Genomic DNA, 22,294 nt, shown 5'->3' on the forward strand with positions numbered 1-22,294 from the left:
CATCCCCTTTGAACTTTAAAACATCGTTATCCAAATAGTAACCGCAAAAACAATTAAAATGATACCTAGAACACGGTCAAACCAATGCATATAACGTTGATAGATTTTTCTAAAAAAACTATTTGAAATAAGTATAGCTAATAAAATAAACCAAAGCCCCACTGCCACAATGATTTCTCCACCATATATCCACCCCGTCCACTTTGAAGTGTTTGGTCCGATAAATTGTGAAAAAATACTTAAGAAGAATAATGCCGATTTAGGATTCAGTACATTACATAAGAAACCTTCACGAAAGCATCGCATCACAGACTCTTTCAATAAACGGTCCATACTTTTAGCATTTGAATTCTCTAAGCGAGCTTGTGATTGGATTCCTTGCCAGCCTAACCAAAGTAAATAAGTAGCACCCGTAAGTTTAATGACATTAAAAACAAATGGTAGTTTTTCCAATATGATAGTAAAACCTAAAATAGTATAGGTTATATGAACAATTAATGCACTTGCAATACCTAAAGCCGTAGCTATACCATATTTTCTTCCTGCTCCTAAACTATTTTTAATGACGACTACAAAATCAGGTCCCGGTGATAGAGCTGCTAAAATGCCTACTACAAAAACTTCTATATACATAAAAATAGCTCCCTTATTTCTTCACATTCCGTACAATATAAGTTAATAAATCATCACCTTGCCATAATGAATTAAGCATGTCGCCGCCTACTTTGTCACTTACAACTTTCATCATCATATCGTGTCGAATATATTCTTTTGCCAGCAGAACTAACATTGGTTCAGTTGTTTGAATTGCTTGAGGAATTTGCCCATTAACAAAGCCGCCAATTAGGACTTCTTGATTATCCTGTATAACAATCGTTAATCTTTTACTCATTCTACTTTCTTCAATGACAGCAGTATCTCGACGATGGTAAAACGTTTCGCCAAATGAGTCAGTCTCCTGATTAGTAAAAAGCATTGAATATAACTTAATTCCTTTTTCGCCTTGTTCTAAGGCAGGAGTCCTTAATTCATCTAGTTCCTCTTCCCATGCAGAAAGCCATATTTCCTCCTTCGCTGCTAGCATTAATTTTTGCATAGCATTAATGATCTTCTTTCTCCCTTCAATATGCTTAATCACATTCACTTCTACAGGCTTTTCAATCCCTTGCAATTCTTTTTCTAAAGAAGTAAGTGTGTCCTCTGTTTGTCTTCTACGATTCATAACTAGTTCTTTTACTGCAACTGGCGTATATGTAGGTGGTTCAGTTCGAAGCTCTATAATTGCTTCTTTTGCTACTAATTTTGCAATGACTGCATAAACCATTGAGCGTGGTACACCACTTTTTTTACTAATTTCATAACCATTTATTGCAGGCTCCTTCAGCAGCGCTATATAAACCTTAGCTTCGTTTTTTGAATAGCCGATCTCTTCAAATTGCTCAATTAAATGTTCCATAACACCCTCCTATTAGTAGTAATATATATAACTACTATAATTAGAGCGCTACCTCATGTCAATAAATAGAATCAGAAAATTCTATCTCATAAGATTTCCTATCCATATTCGGTAGTTGCTTTGGATTGAAATTTCTCCGACAAAAGACGATAGTGTGATGCCACATTGTTATTAACATACAAGGATATTTTTTATAATTATTGCTCTTTAATGTAGAATTATTAATAAAATTTAATAGTTAATGCGTTGATTAGAATGCCTCCCTGCCCCCTCTTATTACCCCCAATGATTTTAAACTTATCTATGCATTGAATTCATTAACTGGAAGAAGTATTCCGTTTTATGTGTCTTATGTAGTTTGTACCACGAATACAATGTATCTGGTGCAAATACATCTAAAATTTTCAGCACTTCCTTCGCAAATTCCAGAGGGGCTGTTCCTGATGCTGTCACTAAATTCGCATCAGATACGGCGGGTGCCGTATCATAAAACTTTTCTCCTTTATAATTAGGACAAACCATTTTCATATACGCTAAGTCATTGCTTGTATGCTTTCTAGAATCAAAGCATCCTATATTCGCTAGTGCCTCTGTTGCCCCACAAATGGCAGCAACTATAGTGCCTAGCTTTAAAGCTTCTACAATTTTTTTCAAGATAGGCTGATGAATATCTTCTCTCCAAGTATCTCCCCCAGGTAAAATGATAAGATCTTTACGCTCAAGGTTACATTCATCAAGGGAAATATCTGGTTTTATATTTAGCCCCCCCATTGTAGAGATCATTTCTTTCGTAGCACCTACTGTAATGACTTTTAAAGGGGCTAGATTTTTTTTGAAGTATCTTCCTGAGCTTAACTCAGCAATTAAATGTCCATATTCCCAGTCTGACATTGTATCAAATACATAAAGATAAACTTTTATTGTTTGCATCTATTAGATCTCCCATCACTATTAATATTGCCTATTATAATAAAACTTCCCTGACAGCTAGTGTCAGGGAAGTTTTCATACTTGATGAAATTGTATTAGTTCAGATAACACTTCAATCATTCTTTTCTTAAGGCTTTTTGGCTCAATAATGTGAATAGATTTGCCATACGGTAGAAGCAAATAAGGTACATGTGTATGTATAATCTCTTTTTCAAGAAGGAATACTGCCTGGTTTGCAGTTCGTTCTTGCAAATAATTCCCTAAAAACCAGTGCTGGCACACGTCATTCAGCGTACTTTCGTTTCCATCAATGACTAACTGCATAAACCCTTCCTGATCTTCTATCGTAGGAAGAAGGTTTTTTAAAAAATAATCACGTGCTGAAAAATTTTCTAGTTGGTTAAACTTATTTTCAGTTACCACTAGACTTTCCATTCTCTCTACTTTAAAACTACGAATATCATCCCTAAGATGACAAAACCCAATAACATACCACTTATTATTCCAATAAATAATTCTGTATGGATTGACCAATCTATACTCTGATTGCTCTTTGCCCCTTTTGTGGTATCGAATTTTTATAGAATATTCATTAGCTATTGCCTGTTCTAGCTCCCTCAAAACAGGTTCTAGTGAGGAGGAACTTATTCGACTGAAGACTTCAAGACTAGTTACATGTTGGCTTACCTTTGTTTCTTGCTCTTGGTTTGAATAGTTGCTTAGCTTCGAAATAGCTCGATTTAATGCTTCTCCTCCGTAATATCCAGCTTCTTTTGCAAAAACAGCAGCGTGAACTAGCGATGTTTGCTCTTCAAAATCAAAGAAAAGAGGTGCTTCAATAAAATGATTCAATAAAGTATAGCCACCGTTATGCCCTGTATCTGAAATTATCGGTACACCACTTGTCGAAAGTGTATCCATATAACGATACACAGTCCTTATATTCATCTCTAACTTTTCTGAAATTTGTTTTGCAGTAATTTTTTCACCTGAGCTAAGCATCCAGAGAATCGCTAGTACATTGTCCATTTTCGGCATATACAGTCACCTCATTATGAAATTTAATTAAATCCTATTACTATGGCGTACTAGAATAAAAGTAGCTACTGATTCATATTAAAAAATCATTTCTCTAATTTTACACGTATAGTCGCCTATCCTCTCATTTTGATAATTAACCTGCAATTACAAATCCCAACTAATCAGTACATACCAATCATTTAGAATCATGATGAATTGGTAATCCAGCAGCTTCGATTGGACCTTTCGTAATAATTTTAATTAAAATAGTCGTTATTTCTTTTGGAGATTGCTTCATGCCCTCATTTAACCAATACTGAATGACCCCTAAATGCGCCGAACTAACATAGGTCGTCAAAATATCGATCGGAATAGCAAACTTGGACGTATCCATTTTAGAAATAAAGTGACTCCATAAGTTATCCAACATGACTTGCTTCATTTTTCCGTGGAAAGAAGGGTCGCCATTCGGCCCTAAAATGACACGCATAAACAGTGCATTTTCTTGAAAACACTCAAAAAATCGGACAAAAAGCGGAAAATACATTTCTTCTTTTAATAAAGAACGCAGATCCGATACCGATAGATTCTTCCCAATTTCCCTTAATTGCTCTAGGATTTCATTTTCACATTGCTCCAATAAATCATATTTATCTTGATAATGTAGATAAAATGTACCCCGATTAATATTTGCTCTTTCTGTCAAGTCTTGCACGGTTATCGCATCAAAGCTCTTTTCCTCAAGTAAGGTTGTAAAGGCTTGCCTAATTTCTTTTTTTGTCTTTATTACTCTGCGATCTTGTTTTGAAGATGTCAAAAAAATCCCCTCTTTTCATATTTTAATGAACAGTTTTTACAACCCTGTTGAGAAATCAACAGAGTGCCTTTTATTGTTGATGGTTTTCTTTTATAGATTGAATATAATATACAGTGTGCACATTAATCAACAGTCTGTTTATTATCTAAAAATAAGGAGATGAAATTATGAAGATGAATAAATTTTTAATCTCGGCACCGATTGTGTCCTTTATCATTCTATTTATTTTTGTTTGTACGCAAATTCCAATCGTTAATCAATCAGCAAAAAACCTGCCAATCGCTATTGTCAATGAAGATTCAGGTGTAGGCGAAATCAATATGGGGAATAACATCATTCAGCAATTAACCGCGCAAAATCCAGCAAGTGAAGAATCAATGATTGCGTGGAAGATTGTTAATTTAGAAGAAATGCAGCAAGGAATGGATGATCAAAGCTATTACGGCGCGATTGTTATTCCCGAGAATTTCAGTGAAAACTATACATCGTTCCAAACGGCTACCCCGCTATCACCTGAAATCAACCTGTACGTCAACCAAGGGAAAAATGCTACAGTAGCAACTAACGTCAATCAAGCTTTAAATAGCATCGTTAACGGCATAAATGAAAAAATCAGTAGTGAACTACTTGCGACATTCCAAGCTCAAAATGTCTCATTATCAGTGGATCAAGCATTACTTTATACAGCGCCTATTACATCTTCCACAACAATGCTTCACCCTACTGGTTCAATGGGGAATGTTCCATTATCGTTATTTCAACCGATTTGGATGGGCAGTTTGTTCGGCGCGATGTTCCTATGGTTTGCAATGAGAAACCGAACATTTAATAGTAAGATGGAACAACTGAAAGCTAGATTGCTTCAAATCGGTGTTAGTTTCATCATCGGCATTGTCGTTGGCTTCGGCTTAACATGGCTAGCTACAAGTATTTTAAATTATGAGTTTCCTAGCTTTACGAATACAGCACTATTTTTATCCATCACATGCACGAGCTTTCTATTACTCATTTTAGCCGTTGTGACATGGATTGGTATGCCTGGCGTCCCGTTATTTGTTTTATTATTATTTTTTGGATTACCGTTACTCCAAATGACACCAGAAGTCATGCCGGTATTTTATAAAGATTGGGTATATCCATGGCTTCCAATGCGCTACATGATCGATGGTTTACGTGAATTATTGTTTTATGATGGCGCTGTGTGGAATGAATCTGCCATCGTACTTAGCTCTATCGCCATTGTTAGTGCGATGATCATACTAGCTGTAATTTGGAAACCACGGAAAGAAGAAAGTTCGATTGAAAACAGTCAGCCAGTGAATGGTTAGTTATTAAGAGAGGTATCCGATAAGCAATAGCATAAACCTCATTATTTCAATAAAAACGAAACGCTGAAAGCAATCGAAATGGGCTACTTTTCGATTGCTTTTATATCTTCAAAATTATGTTTTTTGTTAACTTTCCATAAATTTCGAACAAATACAAGGTGATTACTATAATAAATGGTATAATTACCCTCACAAAAACACTAAAAGTCTAATGAATATGTATACATATTACACAAAGGGGCCGAAGCAATGAAGAAGAACCCTATATACGTAGAAATCGATATAGATAGTACCATCAATCAAGTTTGGCACTATACACAGCAGCCGCATTTACACGAACAATGGGATTTGCGTTTCACAAAGATTTCCTATAATGAAAAAGAATATGAAGATGCCCCTCAAACATTCACGTATACAACGAAGGTTATGCCTGGGATTGCCGTCTCTGGCTGGGGTGAAAGTAAAGGTACACATGAAAAAGAAAGTGGTGTTAAAACATCTTCCCTCCATTTTGGAACACCGCAACTTATTTCTCCTATTAAGGAAGGGCGCGGCTATTGGCAGTATATCCCGAACGGTGAGCGTGTCACGTTTTTAACGCAATATGACTACGACGTCCGATTCGGTATTATGGGAAGATTATTTGATCAGCTATTTCGACCGGTTATGGGATGGGCTACAGCTCTTAGCTTTGATGTATTAACTAGATGGCTCCAAACAGGAGAAGCACCTGCTACACAGTACCGCCGTTTCTTCAGCTATTATTTTATTTGTCTATTATTTTGTTTTGTTTGGCTATACCAGGGACTTGTGCCAAAAGTGATTGGTCAACATCCACTTGAAATTGAGATGCTAGCGAATCTTTCACCACTGTCAGCACAACAAGCGACTACGACCATTTTTTTGATAGGCATTTTAGAAATGATAATAGGCATATTGTTCCTTATTCCTAAATGGCATAAGTATTTGTTGATGACGCAGATTGTCAGTTAGTGCGGTGTTCGCAGCCCCCCATGTTGCGATAGCGCCGTTCAATGTCATTACATTCAATCTCGCACTTTGGGTACTTTCAATCGTCGCCTGGCTATTAAGAACGGAGTTGCCAACAGCGAGAACTTGTAAACGAAAAAGAGGTGCTTAACATGATTTATGAAACACTTTTAGCAGACGATTTTCAACGTCTCCATCCGAAACTGCAAGAAAGGTATCGTCTCCCTTTACAAGAGCCCTTTTATGCAAAAGGTACGATGCACGTGATTCGTTCTGGACCGTCCTTTTTACGTCCGATGTATGGATTATTTACGAAAAATCGGTTTTTATTTCCCGAAGACGGTGAAATGATCCCTTTTACGATTTCAAATACATGCCACATGAACAATCAAAACGAAGCCGAAGTTTACTGGGAACGGACTTTTTTCTTTCCAAATGCGGCTCGGAAATTTAATGCTACCATGACTGTCGATTTAGACCGGCAAATCGTAAAGGATTATTTGGGTGATCCGGCATTGTTTTATTCAGATTTAAAGTTTGATGTTACGAAGGATGGATTTTTAATGATTCGCTCCGAGCAACAGCGAATTGTTGTTGGCCAAAAAGAGCTGTCATTACCAAAAAAATTGATGGGGCGAGTCGTGGTGACAGAGGGCTATGATGATGCACTTGACGTTTATACCATTCATGTATCCATCTTTAATGACTTCATTGGAAGGATGATGATGTATGCTGGACAGTTTACGCCGTGTGCTCCTTAGACCTTTAACTATGATCGGCATCGTTTGCATGATGTCCCTTATCCTTTTCAATGGACCAACCTCTATATACCATTATTTAACAATAGCACAGTTATTATTTGTACCTATTGTCGTAGAGCAGCTGGTGTTGTTGAAAAGATGGCAAAAAATCATTATCGGCATCGGACAATTCAGTGTCACCATACTCTATTTTTCACAGCATGAAGGGGTAATACTATTTTGCATCCTCGCTTATTTAATGAGTACATTTACTATTGCATTGCTTGGCATTGAACGATTTTTAAGACGTGGCTTTGTTAATACTGCTGAGATAATGATTGATATTGGATTAGTCTACCTGGTAATGGGTGGGCTATGGTTTCTAGCATTCCATTTACAAATTGATACAGGCTTCAGTCCAATCATTACTTGGTTAACAGCGATTCATTTTCACTACTCTGCATTTTTACTATGTATTTCAGTTGGGTTAATTGGTCGCCTGTACATGACGCGCTATTACCGTTTTTGCTGTACTGTTATTGCGGCAGGACCTATGTTAGTGGCGGTCGGCATTACATTTTCTAGAATCGTTGAAATATTAGCTGTTAGTTTATATGTCGTAGTGATTTTTAGTATTAGTTATTTGGTGATGAAATGGAAGCTACCTAGGTGGCAAGGATTGTTTATCCGCCTCGCCTTTTCAACATTGTGCTTCACCATTATTTGGTCACTCTTATATGCTTTTAGTAATTTAACTGGAATAGTGCTTGTAGACATTCCTACTATGCTCGATTTCCATGGCATATTTAATTGTTTAGGATTTGGTCTCGTCATTGTACTTGCTTGGAGTCTTTCTATTCCACCAACAAAACACCAGGATTACCTCTTCCCTGTTAGTCAAATACGCGGAAGACTCATTACTTCTAATGAGCCCCATCCAGGTTTAGTCGACGATATGGCTGATTTCATTGATAAAGAAAAGATACCTGCTTTAATATGTGATTTTTATGAACAGACAACTCATTTTCACTTAACGGCGTCTGTCCAATGGGCAACATGGTTTAAACCAATGGCATTTATTTATCAATTTATTAGCCGGCGTATGGGCCAACTCAATTTACCATACTCGTCACGGTCTGCTGTGATGGACGGACAAATATGGAAAGTGAACGCGATGCTCGATGGTCGTGAAAAGCCTCGTGTCTGGCAACGATCCATTCAAGGGCAACCCGTTTTTAATGCTATTTATTCACAGCATCAATATGAGAATCAGCGATATATGAACATCGCTCTGCCACTCCCCTTCTCATCTATGCACGGCATCTTACAACTTTCCACCAAAAATAATCGCCTGTATTTAACGAGTGATGTACAAGGTGATGCTGGCACTTATTTAGCCATTGGTAAATCTATTTTCAAAATGCCCTTACACGAATATTTTGTGATGCGAGAGGAACAAGAGAGACTAATAGCTACACATGAGATGACGCTGTTTGGCAAAGCATTTTTACATATCGACTATACGATTCGACGAAAAGACAATATGTATTAAATAAAACAAGAAGCCTTCGAACGATCCAAACTTCAATTTTACGAACAATTATCATCTACCTAATTTTTTGATTACTTATTTATCTTTCTATATCGATATATATCATCAACTAATATCTACTTTATGAATAGTACGTAGTAAAACCGACAAAATAATTGTCGGTTTTACTACGTAATCATCAAAATAAACATTTTATTTCTTCACATACTATTCCAATAAATAATTAAAATACTAATAAAAACAGATAACGTAAAACTTTTTTTAAAAAAAGGAATAAATATTCCGTAAAATACAAAAAATAATTTCTTCGTTATAATTTATTCTTATTTCAATCTATTTAGTAAAAACCCTCCTTTAAATGAATTTGGTTCGTAAGTGACTACAAATGCAGTAGGTTCATAACTACTTATAATTTCATTTAACTCCTTAACACGGTTTCTCTTAGCTAAAATTTCATATTTATACCTTTGGCTATCTCTTCCTTCACCGACATAAACAGTGACTGCAAACCCCTTTGCTCTGATAAATTCTAAGAAGGCATTATTTCTTGAATTAGTGTTAATCGTTACATACACATACCCAATTGCTAATTTATTTTCAATCCTTGTACCAACAATTAAGCCTAAACCAAACCCTAAAGCATATACAATCATCGCTAATAAACTTTGATCTCCACTAAATACTAAAGACAATCCAAAGACATAAATCAACATTTCAAAGAAACCTATTATCGATGCAAATACAGGTAAATTTTTCACTAAAAAAATTGTTCTTAAAGTTAGCAATGGTACATACACAAGTTGCAAAAATAATATCAATATAATATTTTGCATTTAATCCCTTCTCCCTTTAAATATTTAATAGTATAGTACGAATATACAGTACCCACTTTCTATTCGTAAACACCAAAAATCTAATTAAATAGAATATTCAGTTTTTAATACGTACTTTATATCTAATTCAAAGAAAGATATAGATTGGTTCTTTTTGTAGCTACTCCAGTTTATTCCTATAAGCCCTTATTGATAACATTTTTTACCACAACTAATTTTATCCACAAAATTCTCTCTTTAAATCATTTTATCAACAAAATTTGCTAAAAAGGTCTTTTTTTCCTAAAACAAAGAAAACAAACGTTCTTTTCGAAAGGTATTTCCATGCAAGAATCTTTACCAAACCGTTTCATTGTATGTATCGATGTGAAAAACATTTATGCGAGTTGTTTAGCTTTGCTTGAGGGTTTAGACGTTATGAAAGTGACTACTGCTGTTATTGATAACTTTCAACAACTAGGAAGTGTTGTGCTCGCGGCATCACACCCAATGAAAGAACGATTTGATATTAAAACAGAAGCAGAAGATAAGTGCCATTTAGGTGGATAGGTGCTGCACCACAAAAGTTAGAATAAAAAATCCACTCTTGCTGTCAAAGTGACGGATACAAAATGTCAGTATACGAGCCAGATGTTTTAAAAGGAGGAGCAAATGAAAAGTTCTGATGCTCAGTTGAAAAATCGTGGAAAGATTACAATGGAAGATTTGCAACACTACAATAATCATACCAAAATGGAACTCTTGAAAATGATGAAATCCAAAGAAGCATACAAAAGAACAATCGCTGTAAAATTACTATCAGAGAAACATGATTTAAGCGATAAGTTGACCCATTTGTTTCTTTATACACTTACACAAGAAAAAAAACTTTATACAAAAATAGAATTATGTAATGCACTTTCAAAAGGGAATGTTACATCTGCGAAAGTTATGGTCAACTATTTAGGGAAGATCGGTACTAACCAACATAACGTATTACCTACTCATGGCTTCAATAAGAATAGCTATCCTTTGCCTAGGGACATTATTGCTAGAACTTTAGCTCAGATGGATGAAGAAATTCTACCGGTATTAATAGCTGTACTAAAAACAGACAATCTCCTTGCAATTAGAGAAGTCATTGACGCAATAGGGTTTATTTGTTTTTACCATAAACTGCATCACCATTCTCCAATAATCGATGCACTAATGTTATGTTTAAAGGACCATTACAATGATGACATTACCCGTTGGAAATTGGTGAGATCGTTTGAAAGCTTTAACGACAGCAATGTGATTAATACGCTTATAAGGATTGAACAACATGATAAGCAACCAATTATAAGAAATGAAGCCCATAGATCGCTAAAAATTGTAACTAACCGTATGAAAAGTTGAAAAATCACTTATTTAAGAAGGGTTGCACATAAAAAACACATATTCGTCCACAAAGGGACGAGTATGTGTTTGAATACCCATGGTTCCACCCAAATTCCTACTTATGCTTTGTATCAGTAGCTCACTTTAATATTTGTACAAATTAGATTCATGGAATTGTGTTTATTGAATGGATCACCTAATTTATTTGAACGAGAGGCTATTTTTACAAATTGATTATTTTAATATTGTATCCCAATTTCCCCATCTCGAATTTTTTTCACACTCCAGTAATTATTCAGTAAGTGGATCATGATGGATGCCCACAAGTTTTCAGTTATCATAAAGGCTACTCCAGTTATAATTCCCAACCAAAAGGTATGAAATAATAAAAACGGCTGCCCTTTATATTGGTCTGAAATGTGCACTAGCATAAAAAGAAAGGCAGTCATAATCACTCCCCAAAATGGATTGAACATCTCTATCATAAGTGGCTGGATCACGCCTCTGAACAAAAACTCTTCTAATATAGAAGGGAGCAGAACAATACCAATCAAACTCAATTCTTTATTGTTTACCAGTTGCACAATGACGTTTGATCCTTTTGTGTTAGGAAAATAGCCTTTCCCTGCTTTTATTACAATAAACGTATAAAGACTAACAGCGAAGAAACCAACTAAACCGACGATTAAGCTAAATACGCCCTCTTGTAATGAAAAGAGATGCGTAATAGAGACAAATATGTTTTTTGAAGACGTTATATTTAATAAGACAATTGCTATTACCGCAAAAATAATATTTCCAACAATTAATTGAAGAAAAATCTCCTTATCACTCTGTTTCATACTTCCTCCAACATTATATAGTATCGTTTATCACCGTAATTTTTGATTGACTATATAATTATTCAAAAATTTTACAATACGTTTTAAGTTTATCAAATCGCCTTTGCTGTTACCATACTTTTTCCAGTTTGTTTACCGTCAAATGGACCGCCCAATAAGTAAATTGGCTCTTGCTTTTGTATAATGAAAATAATCGCTTTATGTGTATACTTTTTAGAAATGAAAAGATATGGCAGCGACGAGATTTCTGTGAATGAAAGTTAAATCTATCACGATTAAATAAGACCAATATAAAAAGGGCTTCTCCTTCTGGATAGCCCTTTCCTCATATTGTTATTCAGTTCGAATCCCAACATCATATGAATACTTGATAGTTGAATTGATAAATTAACTCAAACCATTTCCTTCAATTTTGATTTTTGAATTTTTCCTGCGGGTGTCATAGGCACATTATCTACAAATATAAACTTCTTTGGAATCTTATAATTTGCTAACCTTTCCTGACAATACGCCATTAGCTCTTCAGCACTCACTTCCTGTCCAGGTCTTTTGACAATAAAATAGTGCCCAACCTCTCCATAAAATGGATCCGGTACACCTATACCTGCGACAAGTTGAACAGCTGGATGTTTAGTTAACAAATTTTCTATTTCAGCTGGAAACACATTAAATCCTGCCTGAATATATATTTCCTTTTTCCGACCTTTAAAGCTAATATACCCCTCATCATCTTTTATCACCATATCCCCTGTATATAACCATCCCTCTTCAGAAAATGTTTCTTTTGTATTTTGTTTATCTTGATAATATCCTTTTGCCACACATTCTCCTTTAATAGCCAGTTCACCTAATTCACCATTCGGAACGGGATTTCTCTGTTGGTCTACAACTTGCAATTCAAAATCCCCTATTGCTGCTCCAATAGTAGATTTTATTTTCTTTATGGAATCTCCTATTTTAGTTAAAATACAAGCGCCCGAACTCTCACTTAAGCCGTATAAATTCACAATATGGACTTTTGGCAATACAGCCTTCACTTTTTCAACTAACGCTGGTTCAATATTTGATCCACCAACAACACTTACTCGAATGGAAGACAAATTATAGTTTGACAAGTCTGGTTGATTAAAAATCATCAAATACATCGTTGGCACTCCTGCAAATACCGTAACCCCGTACTGTTCAATCGATGCTAAAATTGCTGATGGTTTAAATTCTGGAATGAGGACTGCGGATGCTTTGGCAACTAAGGCTGATATTATTTGACATGTAATGCCTCCAACATGGTTCAGAGGTAAGTTTTGAATGAATACATCCTCCTCTTTAATGGATAGATGCTCTACTTCTGCAATCGCTGCTGCTAATATGCTTTTATGAGTAATCATTACCCCTTTTGGTTGTCCTGTTGTACCTGATGTATAAATCATAATTGCCACATCATCTTCACTTACTTGATTTTTATAACTATCTAATTTGATACTTTCATCATCTTGTAACATCTGTTCAAAGGAAATGCCTTTTGCAGATACTCCATTAATATAAATATATGAAGTAACTGTTGATAATTTTTCTTGATATGATTCGAAGAAATGAATGAAATTAAATTCTTCAGATTGATTTAATGAAATAATACATTTGACTTCAGCATGATTAATCATGTAGAGGAGTTCATTTTCTCGGTAGCGAGGACTTAAAGCTACAACAGCAATCCCTATTTTCGTAGCAGCAAAAAAAGAAATTAACCATTCTGTCTGATTGTTAGCCAAAATACCGATTTTATCTCCCCGCTGTAAACCTATTTTTATAAAATTTTTCGCTACTTTTTCGGAAATAATATCTAACTGCTTAAAAGTTAACTGTTTATGCCCCTCAATGAGAAAGGGTTTGTTTTCAAAATTCAACATCGCATCGTCCATATAGCGACCAATGATTTGCATCACAGCACTCCTTTTCTGAAAAACTATTTTTTCATGTTATACCTATATAAGTTGAACTATTTATTACTTGTTCTATTCGCACTGAGCACTGAACTGCAGAAAATCGCACGAATAGTTACAAGTTTCCCCTAATAAAAAGAGCCTCTAAATAAACGTATATACCAACTGTTTATCTAGATGCTCTTTTTTAAGTATTCATTTTATGTTAATCTCCGGTCTCCAAAATAGCGTCAAATTACTATACATTAGCAAAAGCATTTAGTTTTTCTGTTAACTGTTGCTTCGCCTCTTCATATTGCATATATAGCTTATCGACGTATTGCTGCGTTGATGTAATTTCTTTAATGGCACCAATCCCTTGCCCGCTACCCCAAATATCTTTCCATACTTTTACACCAGCCTCCTTAAAATTCATCGCCGATGGGCCGCTTTCTTTTAAATTGTCTGGATCTAAACCTGTGTTTACAATCGATGGTTTTAAATAATTGCCGTGAACACCTGTAAATAAATTACTATACACAATATCTTCTGCTGTGCTATCCACAATCATTTGCTTATACTCGTCTTTTGCAATGGCCTCATGTGTCGCAATAAACGGTGAACCAATATAAGCAAAATCAGCCCCCATTGCTTGTGCTGCCAGTATAGAGTGTCCTTTAGCGATTGACCCGGATAATGCAAGTGGTCCATCAAACCATTCCCGAATTTCTTGTACAAGTGCAAAAGGGCTTTGCTGACCCGCATGACCGCCTGCACCAGTTGCTACCGCAATTAAACCATCCGCCCCTTTGCTGATTGCTTTTTTCGCAAATTTATTATCAATCACGTCATGTAGCGCGATACCGCCATAGCTATGTGCCGCTTTAAATACTTCCTCACGGGCGCCAAGTGATGTAATAATAATTGGCACTTTATACTTCACACACAGCTCCATGTCCTGTTCTAGACGATCGTTTGTTTTATGCACAATTTGATTAATAGCAAACGGTGCGGCTGGCTTATCTGGATTTTTCGCATTATAACTTGCTAATTCTTCTGTAATTTCTGCCAACCATTCATCTAATAAACTAGCAGGTCGCGCATTTAATGCTGGCATTGAGCCAACAATCCCCGCCTTACATTGAGCAATAACAAGCTTTGGATTACTAATAATAAAAAGTGGTGCTGCAATAACTGGTAAACGCAACTTTTGTAACACTGTTGGTACTGTTCCCATTTCAATTCCCCCTTTATTCTACCTCTACTAAATGATCATCGACATTTACAAAATCGCCTTCTGCTACGTATACATTCTTTACGATACCAGCTGCTTCAGCTGATATTGGAATTTCCATTTTCATCGATTCTAATATAACTACTTCTTCGCCAGCCGATACTTGCTGTCCTTCTTGTACTAACAATTTCCAAAGCGTGCCTGCCATCGTCGCTTTAATTACTGTCATATTAAGTCCCCCTTAACTTAAAATCGTCCCATGTTTTTTTGCTGGCAATGGATATTCTTTATTCGCAAATGTCTCGTAGCGTGCAATTAGTTCGTCACGTAAACTGCTCGGTGCAATTAAATCGTCTACTACTAAATCACTTGCTAGTTTATAAATATCATAACCTGCACGATATTCATCTCTTAGCTTTTGAATCGTTTGTGCCTTTTCTTTAGGGTCTTCAATCGCTGCTAGCTTATTAAAATGCACTGCATTAATCGCTGCTTCTGGACCCATAATCGCAATTTCTGCTGACGGTAAGGCAATTGTTGTATCTGGGTCATATGCTGGTCCTGCCATCGCATAAATGCCTGCCCCATACGCTTTACGCACAACAACGCACATTTTCGGTACCGTTGCCATCGAGCTTGCATAAATAAAATTTCGCCCTCGACGCAAAATGCCATCTTGTTCTACACGACTCCCTACCATAAAGCCTGGTGTATCACATAAATAAAGTAACGGAATATTATATGCATCGCATGTCCATACAAAATTTGCACCCTTATCTGCAGACTCTGGGAAAATGGCGCCTCCCTTAACAGCCGGTTGATTGGCCACAATGCCAACAACTTTGCCGTCCAGTCTTGCAAAGCCGACAACTAGTTCTGACGCATAATCTTTTTGTACTTCTAAAAAGCTATCCGCATCTACAAGTGCCTCTATTAACTTGTGTACATCATACGGTTGGTTCGGATCTTTTGGAATAATGTTATCAATCATAGCCGAATCTACTTTTGGTGCTACCGATTCTTTTACTGATAACGGAGCATCGAAACTATCTGGCAAATAGGAAATAAGTTTGCGTACAAGTTCTGCTGCCTCTTCTTCTGTTTCTACTTTAAAATCAATTGTCCCACTTTTTGTTGCATGCATCTTTGCTCCGCCTAGTTCTTCGACCCCAATTTTTTCACCTGTTGCCATTTGTACCATGCGCGGTGAAGCGATCGCCATTCCCGCAATTTTATCGACCATAATCGTAAAGTCACAAAATACTGGCATATAAGCTGTTCCTGCAAAACATGGTCCGTAAAGTACGCCAATTTGCGGAATGCGTCCAGACATAATGCTATGATTATAAAAAATACGTCCACCTGAATATTTTTCTACGTGGTAACCACCTGCCTCATCTATGCGTCCACCTGATGAATCGATTAAGTATACGACTGGTCGTTTGCCGCGTATTGCCGCCTCTTGAATACGTAGCACTTTCTCACCATGCTTATCGCCAATCGAACCTGCCTTCACCGTAAAATCACTCGCAGTAAAAAAGACGATGCGCTCCTCAATATGCCCTGTTCCTGCTACAACACCATCTGCTGGCAACCCTTTTTTGGTCGCATTTGCAAATAAACCCGTTTCATATAAAAGCTTTTGATCATCAAATAGCAGCTTTAAACGATCGCGCACAAACAGTTTACCAATTTGCTTTATTTTTTCATGCCCGCTCTCAGGTCCGCCTTGCTTAATACGTTCCATCTCCTCATGTATTTTTTGTTCACGAGATTTTTCTTGCGCTTTAACTGCTTCACTCATATTACATCTCCTCCTTTACATCTCTTACTTATGCAAGTTTGATGCCAATCATAAATGTTGCACTAAATAAGACATCCCATCAAAACCTTGTCGCTTCGCTCGAAACGTATATGGAATCGTCTCTCGATTAATCTCTGCTTTGCCTATCTCAGTTAAATAATGCAACAGTGCAAGTGTAGAAGTAGCTTCTTCATGAAATAGTTTTTTCGCTAATTTCTCTACTGTCGTTTCTTTATATAGCAAATCGTAAACTTTTCTTAACAGTTGTAAATAATTGTTTTGTATTGTGTAAATCACTTGGTGAACATTTTTAATAGTTGCATCTTTCGTTGATAATGCATAGTCAATGTCATAACGAAGCAACATTTGTATGCTGTTAAAAAATTGTGCCAACAGTCGCTCATCCTCTTTGTTCGTACACATAATCGCTTGCATATCATGGACCAAAATACGACCTGCTAGGCATAGTTTATGTTGGGCATCATAAAGGACAAAATCGCCTTTCGAAAGACCAGGTGTGTGAATTACTTCCCATACACGATTCCCTATTGTTAACAGTTGACCATGTGTCAGGAATTCATCTATAGACATTGAGTGGAACAAATTTTTTTTCCGCTTAACATCAAAAAGCCTTAAATAAATATCATCTGGTTCCATAGTATTTATTGAAAAAATAGGTGCTTGAAACATGGTACGAAGCGTTTGTGCTAACGCTAAAGATGTAGGATTTGTCACAATAAGGCGGTTCACTTTTAGTCCTTGCTGAAAATAATGCGCCCAAACTTGCTGGGTTGCTTTCGTATTTGGCCCTACATCCACTAACGTATAGTACTCACCCTCTTGCAATAAATAACAATACTGCTGTCCGCTACTTGTTGGTATCGATATGGAATACAGTCCCTCTTGCAACTTTTCCATCTGTCCACCTCCTTTGCTTGTACAATGCAAATTTAATGCCACACTGAATATTTAATTGACATTTATTTAAATATTCTGGAAAATGTAGTTGTAAAGAAAATTGTACATACCCGAGGTGATTTCTTTGATTATAAAAGATTATGCGAATACAGATTATATTCAACTGACGCCAATGAATACGGTAAGAGATGCTTTAGCTGCCTTTTTAGAGAAAAAGCAAGATGTGGGTTGTATCGAAGAAAACGGAAATTTACTTGGTATTGTGACAAAGTCTATTTTATATCGGGCGATTTTAAAAGACAGCACGCTATCACATACGATGCAACACATTATGAAAAAGAATATCGTTACGTTGCAAGCTGAAGAATCGATGTTTGAAGCAAAAGATACTTTACTGAGTAAGCAAGTCGGTCATGCGGTTGTATTAAATAATAAACAACAAGTGTATGGTGTATTAACTACACCTAACTTAATTAATGGCTTTTTAACTGCTTATCGTAACATCTCAAATCATATGCATACTTTAATTGAAAACTTACACGATGCAATGATTAGTGTAGATGTAACGCTTCAAATTACGGGTTACAATCAAGCAGCAATCGCGATGTACCCTCAACTACAAAACGATTACATGAACGCCCCTATTGCATCCATTGACTTAGCATTAGCCACATCCTTACAGCAAGCTATTCAGCAGCGATCGATTGTGGATAGTGTTGTATTGCATATTAAAAATAAAAAATTTATTGCATCTTTCATTCCATTATTTGAGCTTAATCAATTAACAGGAGCTATGGTGATGCTTCGTGATATTACTGCCTTTGAATCGATTGCGACTGAACTTGCTTCTACTAAAAAACTAGAACGCATGCTTGATAGTGCGGTTGAATTATCATTTGATGCAGTGCTCATTGTCGACACAAATAATCGCATTATACGTGCTAATGAAGGCTTTTTGACTTTATATGATGTAGATAACGAAAAAATTTCCCATTCGGCTTTGCAAGATGTTGCGCCTGAAATTGCTCCATTGCTACTCAAACAATCTTCTACCGAATTAATACAAATTAATGATGTAATGTGCCTTGTTTCATGTAAGGAAATGCGTGATGAAGAACATTATGGAACACTTATCACAATTATGTTTCAACAATTAAGCGTTTGGAAAAATGTATTAGATAATTTAGAAACATTGGAACACAATATTCCTTTTGTTCGTGCCACGTTTGAAGAACTAGATAGCCCTACTAATCCGTTTAGTCAGGTAGTGTCCAAAAGCACACAAATGAGACAGGTAAAAAAAGAAGCGCTTGTTGCATCTAATTCACATTTACCCATTTTTATTACAGGGGAAAACGGTACAGGGAAAAGCTTACTAGCCAAATGTATTCACGAGGCTTCTAAACGTACTGGACATTTTATAGCTGTCAACTGTGCCGCTATCCCACAAGAGTTAATGGAATCAGAATTTTTCGGCTATGTTGACGGAGCATTTACAGGAGCAAAACGTGGCGGAAAACCTGGGAAATTTGAACTTGCCGATAAAGGAACATTATTTTTAGATGAGATCGGCGATATGCCGCTTGCTCTTCAAGCAAAGCTATTACGTGTCTTACAAGAGCATGAAATTGAGCGCCTCGGGGATACAAAACCTCGCAAAGTAAATGTACGTATTATAACAGCTACAAATAAAAACTTGCAGGAACTCGTAGAAAAAAAGCTGTTTCGTGAGGACTTATATTATCGCATTCATGTAATTCATTTGCATATGCCAAGTTTACAAGGTCGTCAAGAGGATATTATTTTGCTAAGCGAACGCTTTTTACATCACATTATCGAGCGCGAACAAAAAGCGATTGTAGGATTTACGCCTGAAGCTATGCAGGCACTTACTCAGTATACTTGGCCAGGAAATGTGCGACAGCTTGAAAATGCAATCGAACGAGCGAGCCATTTTTGTGACGGTCGCTTTATTCAAGTACATCATTTACCGAGTGAAATTCAGCCGGTTACAACCGTTACAAACATTAACTTAACTAGGAAAGAACGCCATGCAGATTTAGAGCGCTTATTAATACTCGAGACATTACAACAATGCAACGGGAATAAAACAGAGGCCGCTCGCAAACTCGGAATCAGTCGCACAGCGCTTTATAATAAACTAAAACAATTCCATATTGATGAACAAATTCTATACTCTACTGTCCATTCCAAATAAATGGACAGTTTTTCTTTACAATCGTTAACAAAAGTTTACACCTCTGTTCTTCTTATGCTTTTTAACCATTGGCACCAAATTTGCAAGATATTTTGTATCTGAAGGAAAGGAGTGTTATATATGAGTTATTTTAATGAACAGCATGAACAATTGCGGCAAGAAGTACGCGCATTTATTGCACAAGAGATTACACCCTACGTTGAACAATGGGAGCGAGAGGGCTCATTCCCAAAAGAGCTATATAAAAAACTGGGAGACAAAGGCTATTTAGGTTTACGCTACCCAAAGGCAGTTGGTGGACAAGGGCTTGACTATTTTAGTGTAGTTGTATTTGTTGAGGAGCTTTCAAGATGCGGCTGTGGTGGTGTACCTCTCTCCATCACGGTACAAACGGATATGGCTACCCCGCCAATCGCAGAGTTCGGCAGCGATTATCATATCGAAAACTTTGTTAAACCGACCATACGCGGTGAAAAGGTTGGCGCAATCGGCATTACTGAACCAAATCACGGTTCTAATGTTGCTGGTATCCAAACAAGAGCGCGACTCGACGGTGATGAATATGTGATTAATGGCTCCAAAATGTTTATTACAAATGGAACACATGCTGATTTTATTACACTTGTTACCAGAACAAATGATACTCCAAGTCATAAAGGAATTAGTTTAATTGTCGTTGAGCTAGACAGACCAGGCGTCACAATTGCAAAGAAGCTCGATAAACTCGGGATGCGCTCTTCAGATACAGCTGAAATTATATTTGAAAATGTGCGTGTGCCAAAAGAAAACTTGTTAGGCCAGGAAGGGACAGGGTTTTCACAAATTATGTGGGAACTACAAGGTGAACGCATGGTCGCAGCACCGTTAGCCCTCGGAATGGCTACCTACATTTATGAACAGACGAAGGAAGCACTTGAAAAACGCTCTCCTGTGCTAGATAAGCAATACGAAACCCTTGCAGAAATGTATACAACACTGGAATCTGCTAAAGCCATTTCGTATGCAGTAGCTGAGCAGTTTAACCAAGGTAAAATACCAAGTCTTGAAATTTCGATGGTGAAATATACAGCTGGCCGCGCTGTTATCAAGATTACAGAGCTCGCGATGGACATTTTAGGTGTAGAAAGCTTAGCCTTTACAAATCCAATTCAGCGCACTTGGCGTGATACACGTGTCAACCGAATTGGGGGCGGTGCAGATGAAATTATGAAAGAAATTATTGCCAAACAACTGCAATTGGAGGTGTACGCATGAGCGTTTATCACTTAACAGAAGAGCATGTTTTATTCCAGCAATCTATAAAAAAATGGGTAGATCAGCAACTTACACCAAAATCGAAAGAAATGGAAACAAATAGAGCAGTAGATGAGTCCCTTATTTCTTCTCTTCAATCACTTGGTTTTTTAACAGCTACTTTACCAGAATCACTTGGCGGTTTAAATGCCGATGTTACTTGGAACGTTTTATTATTAGAAGAAATTGCAAAAGCCGGTGCTACAGGGTTTGCACAAATTATTAAGCAACATGCAGCTATGAGCTTACCATTGCTTACTATATACTTAAAGCAACAATTACTTGTCTCACAATGTTTGGAACAAAACGATTATTGTACTTATGCGAAAAAACGTTCAAACCAACATAAGCTACTCGTTGTCAATGGACAAAACGCACGCTACTTAATCGTCCATGATATTGATCATCATCAGCTTTCGTTATACGATACAAATACACTTCAAGTAACACCTGTAGATGACTTAGTCGGTTGGCATACAGCAAATATAGCACATATCGACTTACAAGGTAATGCGCTTCACTCTGTACAACTAGCTGCACAAGAAAGCTTCCATATCCAAGCAACAAACGATTTATTAGATGCAGCTATTTTTTATGGTATTGCACAAATTGCCTATGAACAAACAAAAAATTATACACAAACACGTATTCAATTTGATGGTCCACTTACCCAATTCCAAGTAGTACGCCATCAACTCGTTGATATGAAAATTGAAGTCGACAAACTACGTCACTTCCTGTATGTAGCAGCCTTTAATAACAACCAACCTCACTTTATCACTCAAAGCTTTGCACTACGGTTATTTGTTGAACGAGAAGTGCCTACTATCACTGATTGGGCTGTACAATTCCATGGTGGTAACGGCTTTATGATGGAGTATGACCCGCAAAGATTTTGGCGAGATAGCCAGATGTATGTCGTTCTCAATCGTGAATATAGTTATTCAGCAAGTGAAATTGGTAAGATTATTCACCTCTCCCATGCAACGATTCACTAAAAAATAATCATGGGAAATACAAGTTTTCTATAAATTACTGCCCGTT

General features: G+C 36.6%; 21 protein-coding genes. 9 read left to right on the forward strand and 12 right to left on the reverse strand.

Annotated features, from left to right (window positions below; all coding sequences use genetic code 11):
• Positions 1-15 precede the first annotated feature (15 nt).
• From ACQQ2I_RS11525 to ACQQ2I_RS11545, 5 genes are all read right to left on the reverse strand, one after another.
• Positions 16-633, reverse strand: a complete 618-nt coding sequence (locus ACQQ2I_RS11525) for a LysE family translocator (RefSeq protein ID WP_431026941.1) — start codon at positions 631-633, stop codon at positions 16-18.
• Between the two features lie 13 nt (positions 634-646).
• Positions 647-1,456, reverse strand: a complete 810-nt coding sequence (locus ACQQ2I_RS11530) for a TrmB family transcriptional regulator (protein ID WP_431026942.1) — start codon at positions 1,454-1,456, stop codon at positions 647-649.
• 297 nt (positions 1,457-1,753) lie between these two features.
• Positions 1,754-2,386 carry a type 1 glutamine amidotransferase family protein gene (locus ACQQ2I_RS11535; protein WP_431026943.1) on the reverse strand — a complete coding sequence of 211 codons (633 nt, stop codon included), beginning with the start codon at positions 2,384-2,386 and terminating at the stop codon, positions 1,754-1,756.
• 75 nt (positions 2,387-2,461) lie between these two features.
• Positions 2,462-3,424, reverse strand: coding sequence for a helix-turn-helix transcriptional regulator (locus ACQQ2I_RS11540; RefSeq protein ID WP_431026944.1), 963 nt, complete (start codon positions 3,422-3,424; stop codon positions 2,462-2,464).
• A gap of 178 nt (positions 3,425-3,602) precedes the next feature.
• Positions 3,603-4,223, reverse strand: a complete 621-nt coding sequence (locus ACQQ2I_RS11545; protein ID WP_431026945.1) for a TetR/AcrR family transcriptional regulator — start codon at positions 4,221-4,223, stop codon at positions 3,603-3,605.
• A gap of 167 nt (positions 4,224-4,390) precedes the next feature.
• Between ACQQ2I_RS11545 and ACQQ2I_RS11550 the strand changes: the two genes are divergently transcribed.
• The 4 genes from ACQQ2I_RS11550 to ACQQ2I_RS11565 all read left to right on the forward strand — a co-directional run bounded on the left by ACQQ2I_RS11550 (position 4,391) and on the right by ACQQ2I_RS11565 (position 8,833).
• Positions 4,391-5,551 carry a YhgE/Pip domain-containing protein gene (locus tag ACQQ2I_RS11550; RefSeq protein WP_431026946.1) on the forward strand — a complete coding sequence of 387 codons (1,161 nt, stop codon included), beginning with the start codon at positions 4,391-4,393 and terminating at the stop codon, positions 5,549-5,551.
• A 249-nt stretch (positions 5,552-5,800) separates the two neighbouring features.
• A complete protein-coding gene (locus ACQQ2I_RS11555; RefSeq protein ID WP_431026947.1) occupies positions 5,801-6,544 on the forward strand; it encodes a DoxX-like family protein in 744 nt (247 codons plus the stop codon).
• Between the two features lie 149 nt (positions 6,545-6,693).
• On the forward strand, positions 6,694-7,302 hold the full coding sequence (locus tag ACQQ2I_RS11560; protein ID WP_431026948.1) for a DUF4166 domain-containing protein: 609 nt from the start codon (positions 6,694-6,696) through the stop codon (positions 7,300-7,302).
• Complete coding sequence (locus tag ACQQ2I_RS11565) at positions 7,271-8,833, forward strand: YndJ family protein (RefSeq protein WP_431026949.1); 1,563 nt, start codon at positions 7,271-7,273, stop codon at positions 8,831-8,833. Before ACQQ2I_RS11560 ends, ACQQ2I_RS11565 begins: the two co-directional genes overlap by 32 nt.
• Before the next feature lie 323 nt (positions 8,834-9,156).
• On the opposite strand, the gene ACQQ2I_RS11570 is transcribed toward ACQQ2I_RS11565, so the two are convergent.
• Positions 9,157-9,666 carry a DUF2179 domain-containing protein gene (locus tag ACQQ2I_RS11570; protein WP_431026951.1) on the reverse strand — a complete coding sequence of 170 codons (510 nt, stop codon included), beginning with the start codon at positions 9,664-9,666 and terminating at the stop codon, positions 9,157-9,159.
• A gap of 324 nt (positions 9,667-9,990) precedes the next feature.
• Here ACQQ2I_RS11570 and ACQQ2I_RS11575 point away from each other — a divergent pair, with 324 nt between their 5' ends.
• Complete coding sequence (locus tag ACQQ2I_RS11575) at positions 9,991-10,215, forward strand: hypothetical protein (RefSeq protein WP_431026952.1); 225 nt, start codon at positions 9,991-9,993, stop codon at positions 10,213-10,215.
• 102 nt (positions 10,216-10,317) lie between these two features.
• On the forward strand, positions 10,318-11,043 hold the full coding sequence (locus tag ACQQ2I_RS11580; RefSeq protein WP_431026953.1) for a HEAT repeat domain-containing protein: 726 nt from the start codon (positions 10,318-10,320) through the stop codon (positions 11,041-11,043).
• Positions 11,044-11,264: 221 nt separating this feature from the next.
• Here the strand turns inward: ACQQ2I_RS11580 and ACQQ2I_RS11585 are convergent, their stop codons facing one another.
• From ACQQ2I_RS11585 to ACQQ2I_RS11610, 6 genes are all read right to left on the reverse strand, one after another.
• Positions 11,265-11,867: a lysostaphin resistance A-like protein gene (locus ACQQ2I_RS11585; protein WP_431026954.1), complete on the reverse strand. Its 603-nt coding sequence runs from the start codon at positions 11,865-11,867 to the stop codon at positions 11,265-11,267.
• Positions 11,868-12,259: 392 nt separating this feature from the next.
• Entirely contained in the window at positions 12,260-13,804 is a 1,545-nt protein-coding gene (locus tag ACQQ2I_RS11590; RefSeq protein WP_431026955.1) for a class I adenylate-forming enzyme family protein, read from the reverse strand.
• 238 nt (positions 13,805-14,042) lie between these two features.
• The gene (locus ACQQ2I_RS11595) at positions 14,043-15,020 is read right to left on the reverse strand and encodes an NAD(P)H-dependent flavin oxidoreductase (RefSeq protein ID WP_431026956.1); all 978 of its coding nucleotides are present in this window, start codon (positions 15,018-15,020) and stop codon (positions 14,043-14,045) included.
• A gap of 13 nt (positions 15,021-15,033) precedes the next feature.
• Positions 15,034-15,246, reverse strand: coding sequence for an acetyl-CoA carboxylase biotin carboxyl carrier protein subunit (locus ACQQ2I_RS11600; protein WP_431026957.1), 213 nt, complete (start codon positions 15,244-15,246; stop codon positions 15,034-15,036).
• A 12-nt stretch (positions 15,247-15,258) separates the two neighbouring features.
• Entirely contained in the window at positions 15,259-16,821 is a 1,563-nt protein-coding gene (locus ACQQ2I_RS11605) for an acyl-CoA carboxylase subunit beta (protein WP_431026958.1), read from the reverse strand.
• Between the two features lie 48 nt (positions 16,822-16,869).
• Positions 16,870-17,739 carry an MBL fold metallo-hydrolase gene (locus ACQQ2I_RS11610; protein WP_431026959.1) on the reverse strand — a complete coding sequence of 290 codons (870 nt, stop codon included), beginning with the start codon at positions 17,737-17,739 and terminating at the stop codon, positions 16,870-16,872.
• A gap of 124 nt (positions 17,740-17,863) precedes the next feature.
• Here ACQQ2I_RS11610 and ACQQ2I_RS11615 point away from each other — a divergent pair, with 124 nt between their 5' ends.
• From ACQQ2I_RS11615 to ACQQ2I_RS11625, 3 genes are all read left to right on the forward strand, one after another.
• Positions 17,864-19,957 carry a sigma 54-interacting transcriptional regulator gene (locus tag ACQQ2I_RS11615; protein ID WP_431026960.1) on the forward strand — a complete coding sequence of 698 codons (2,094 nt, stop codon included), beginning with the start codon at positions 17,864-17,866 and terminating at the stop codon, positions 19,955-19,957.
• A gap of 120 nt (positions 19,958-20,077) precedes the next feature.
• Entirely contained in the window at positions 20,078-21,211 is a 1,134-nt protein-coding gene (locus ACQQ2I_RS11620) for an acyl-CoA dehydrogenase family protein (RefSeq protein WP_431026962.1), read from the forward strand.
• Positions 21,208-22,248 carry an acyl-CoA dehydrogenase family protein gene (locus tag ACQQ2I_RS11625; protein ID WP_431026963.1) on the forward strand — a complete coding sequence of 347 codons (1,041 nt, stop codon included), beginning with the start codon at positions 21,208-21,210 and terminating at the stop codon, positions 22,246-22,248. The genes ACQQ2I_RS11620 and ACQQ2I_RS11625 overlap by 4 nt, the downstream gene beginning before the upstream one ends.
• The last annotated feature ends 46 nt before the right edge of the window (positions 22,249-22,294 follow it).

It is taken from the genome of Lysinibacillus sp. LZ02 (assembly GCF_050613145.1).
GTDB lineage: Bacteria > Bacillota > Bacilli > Bacillales_A > Planococcaceae > Lysinibacillus_B.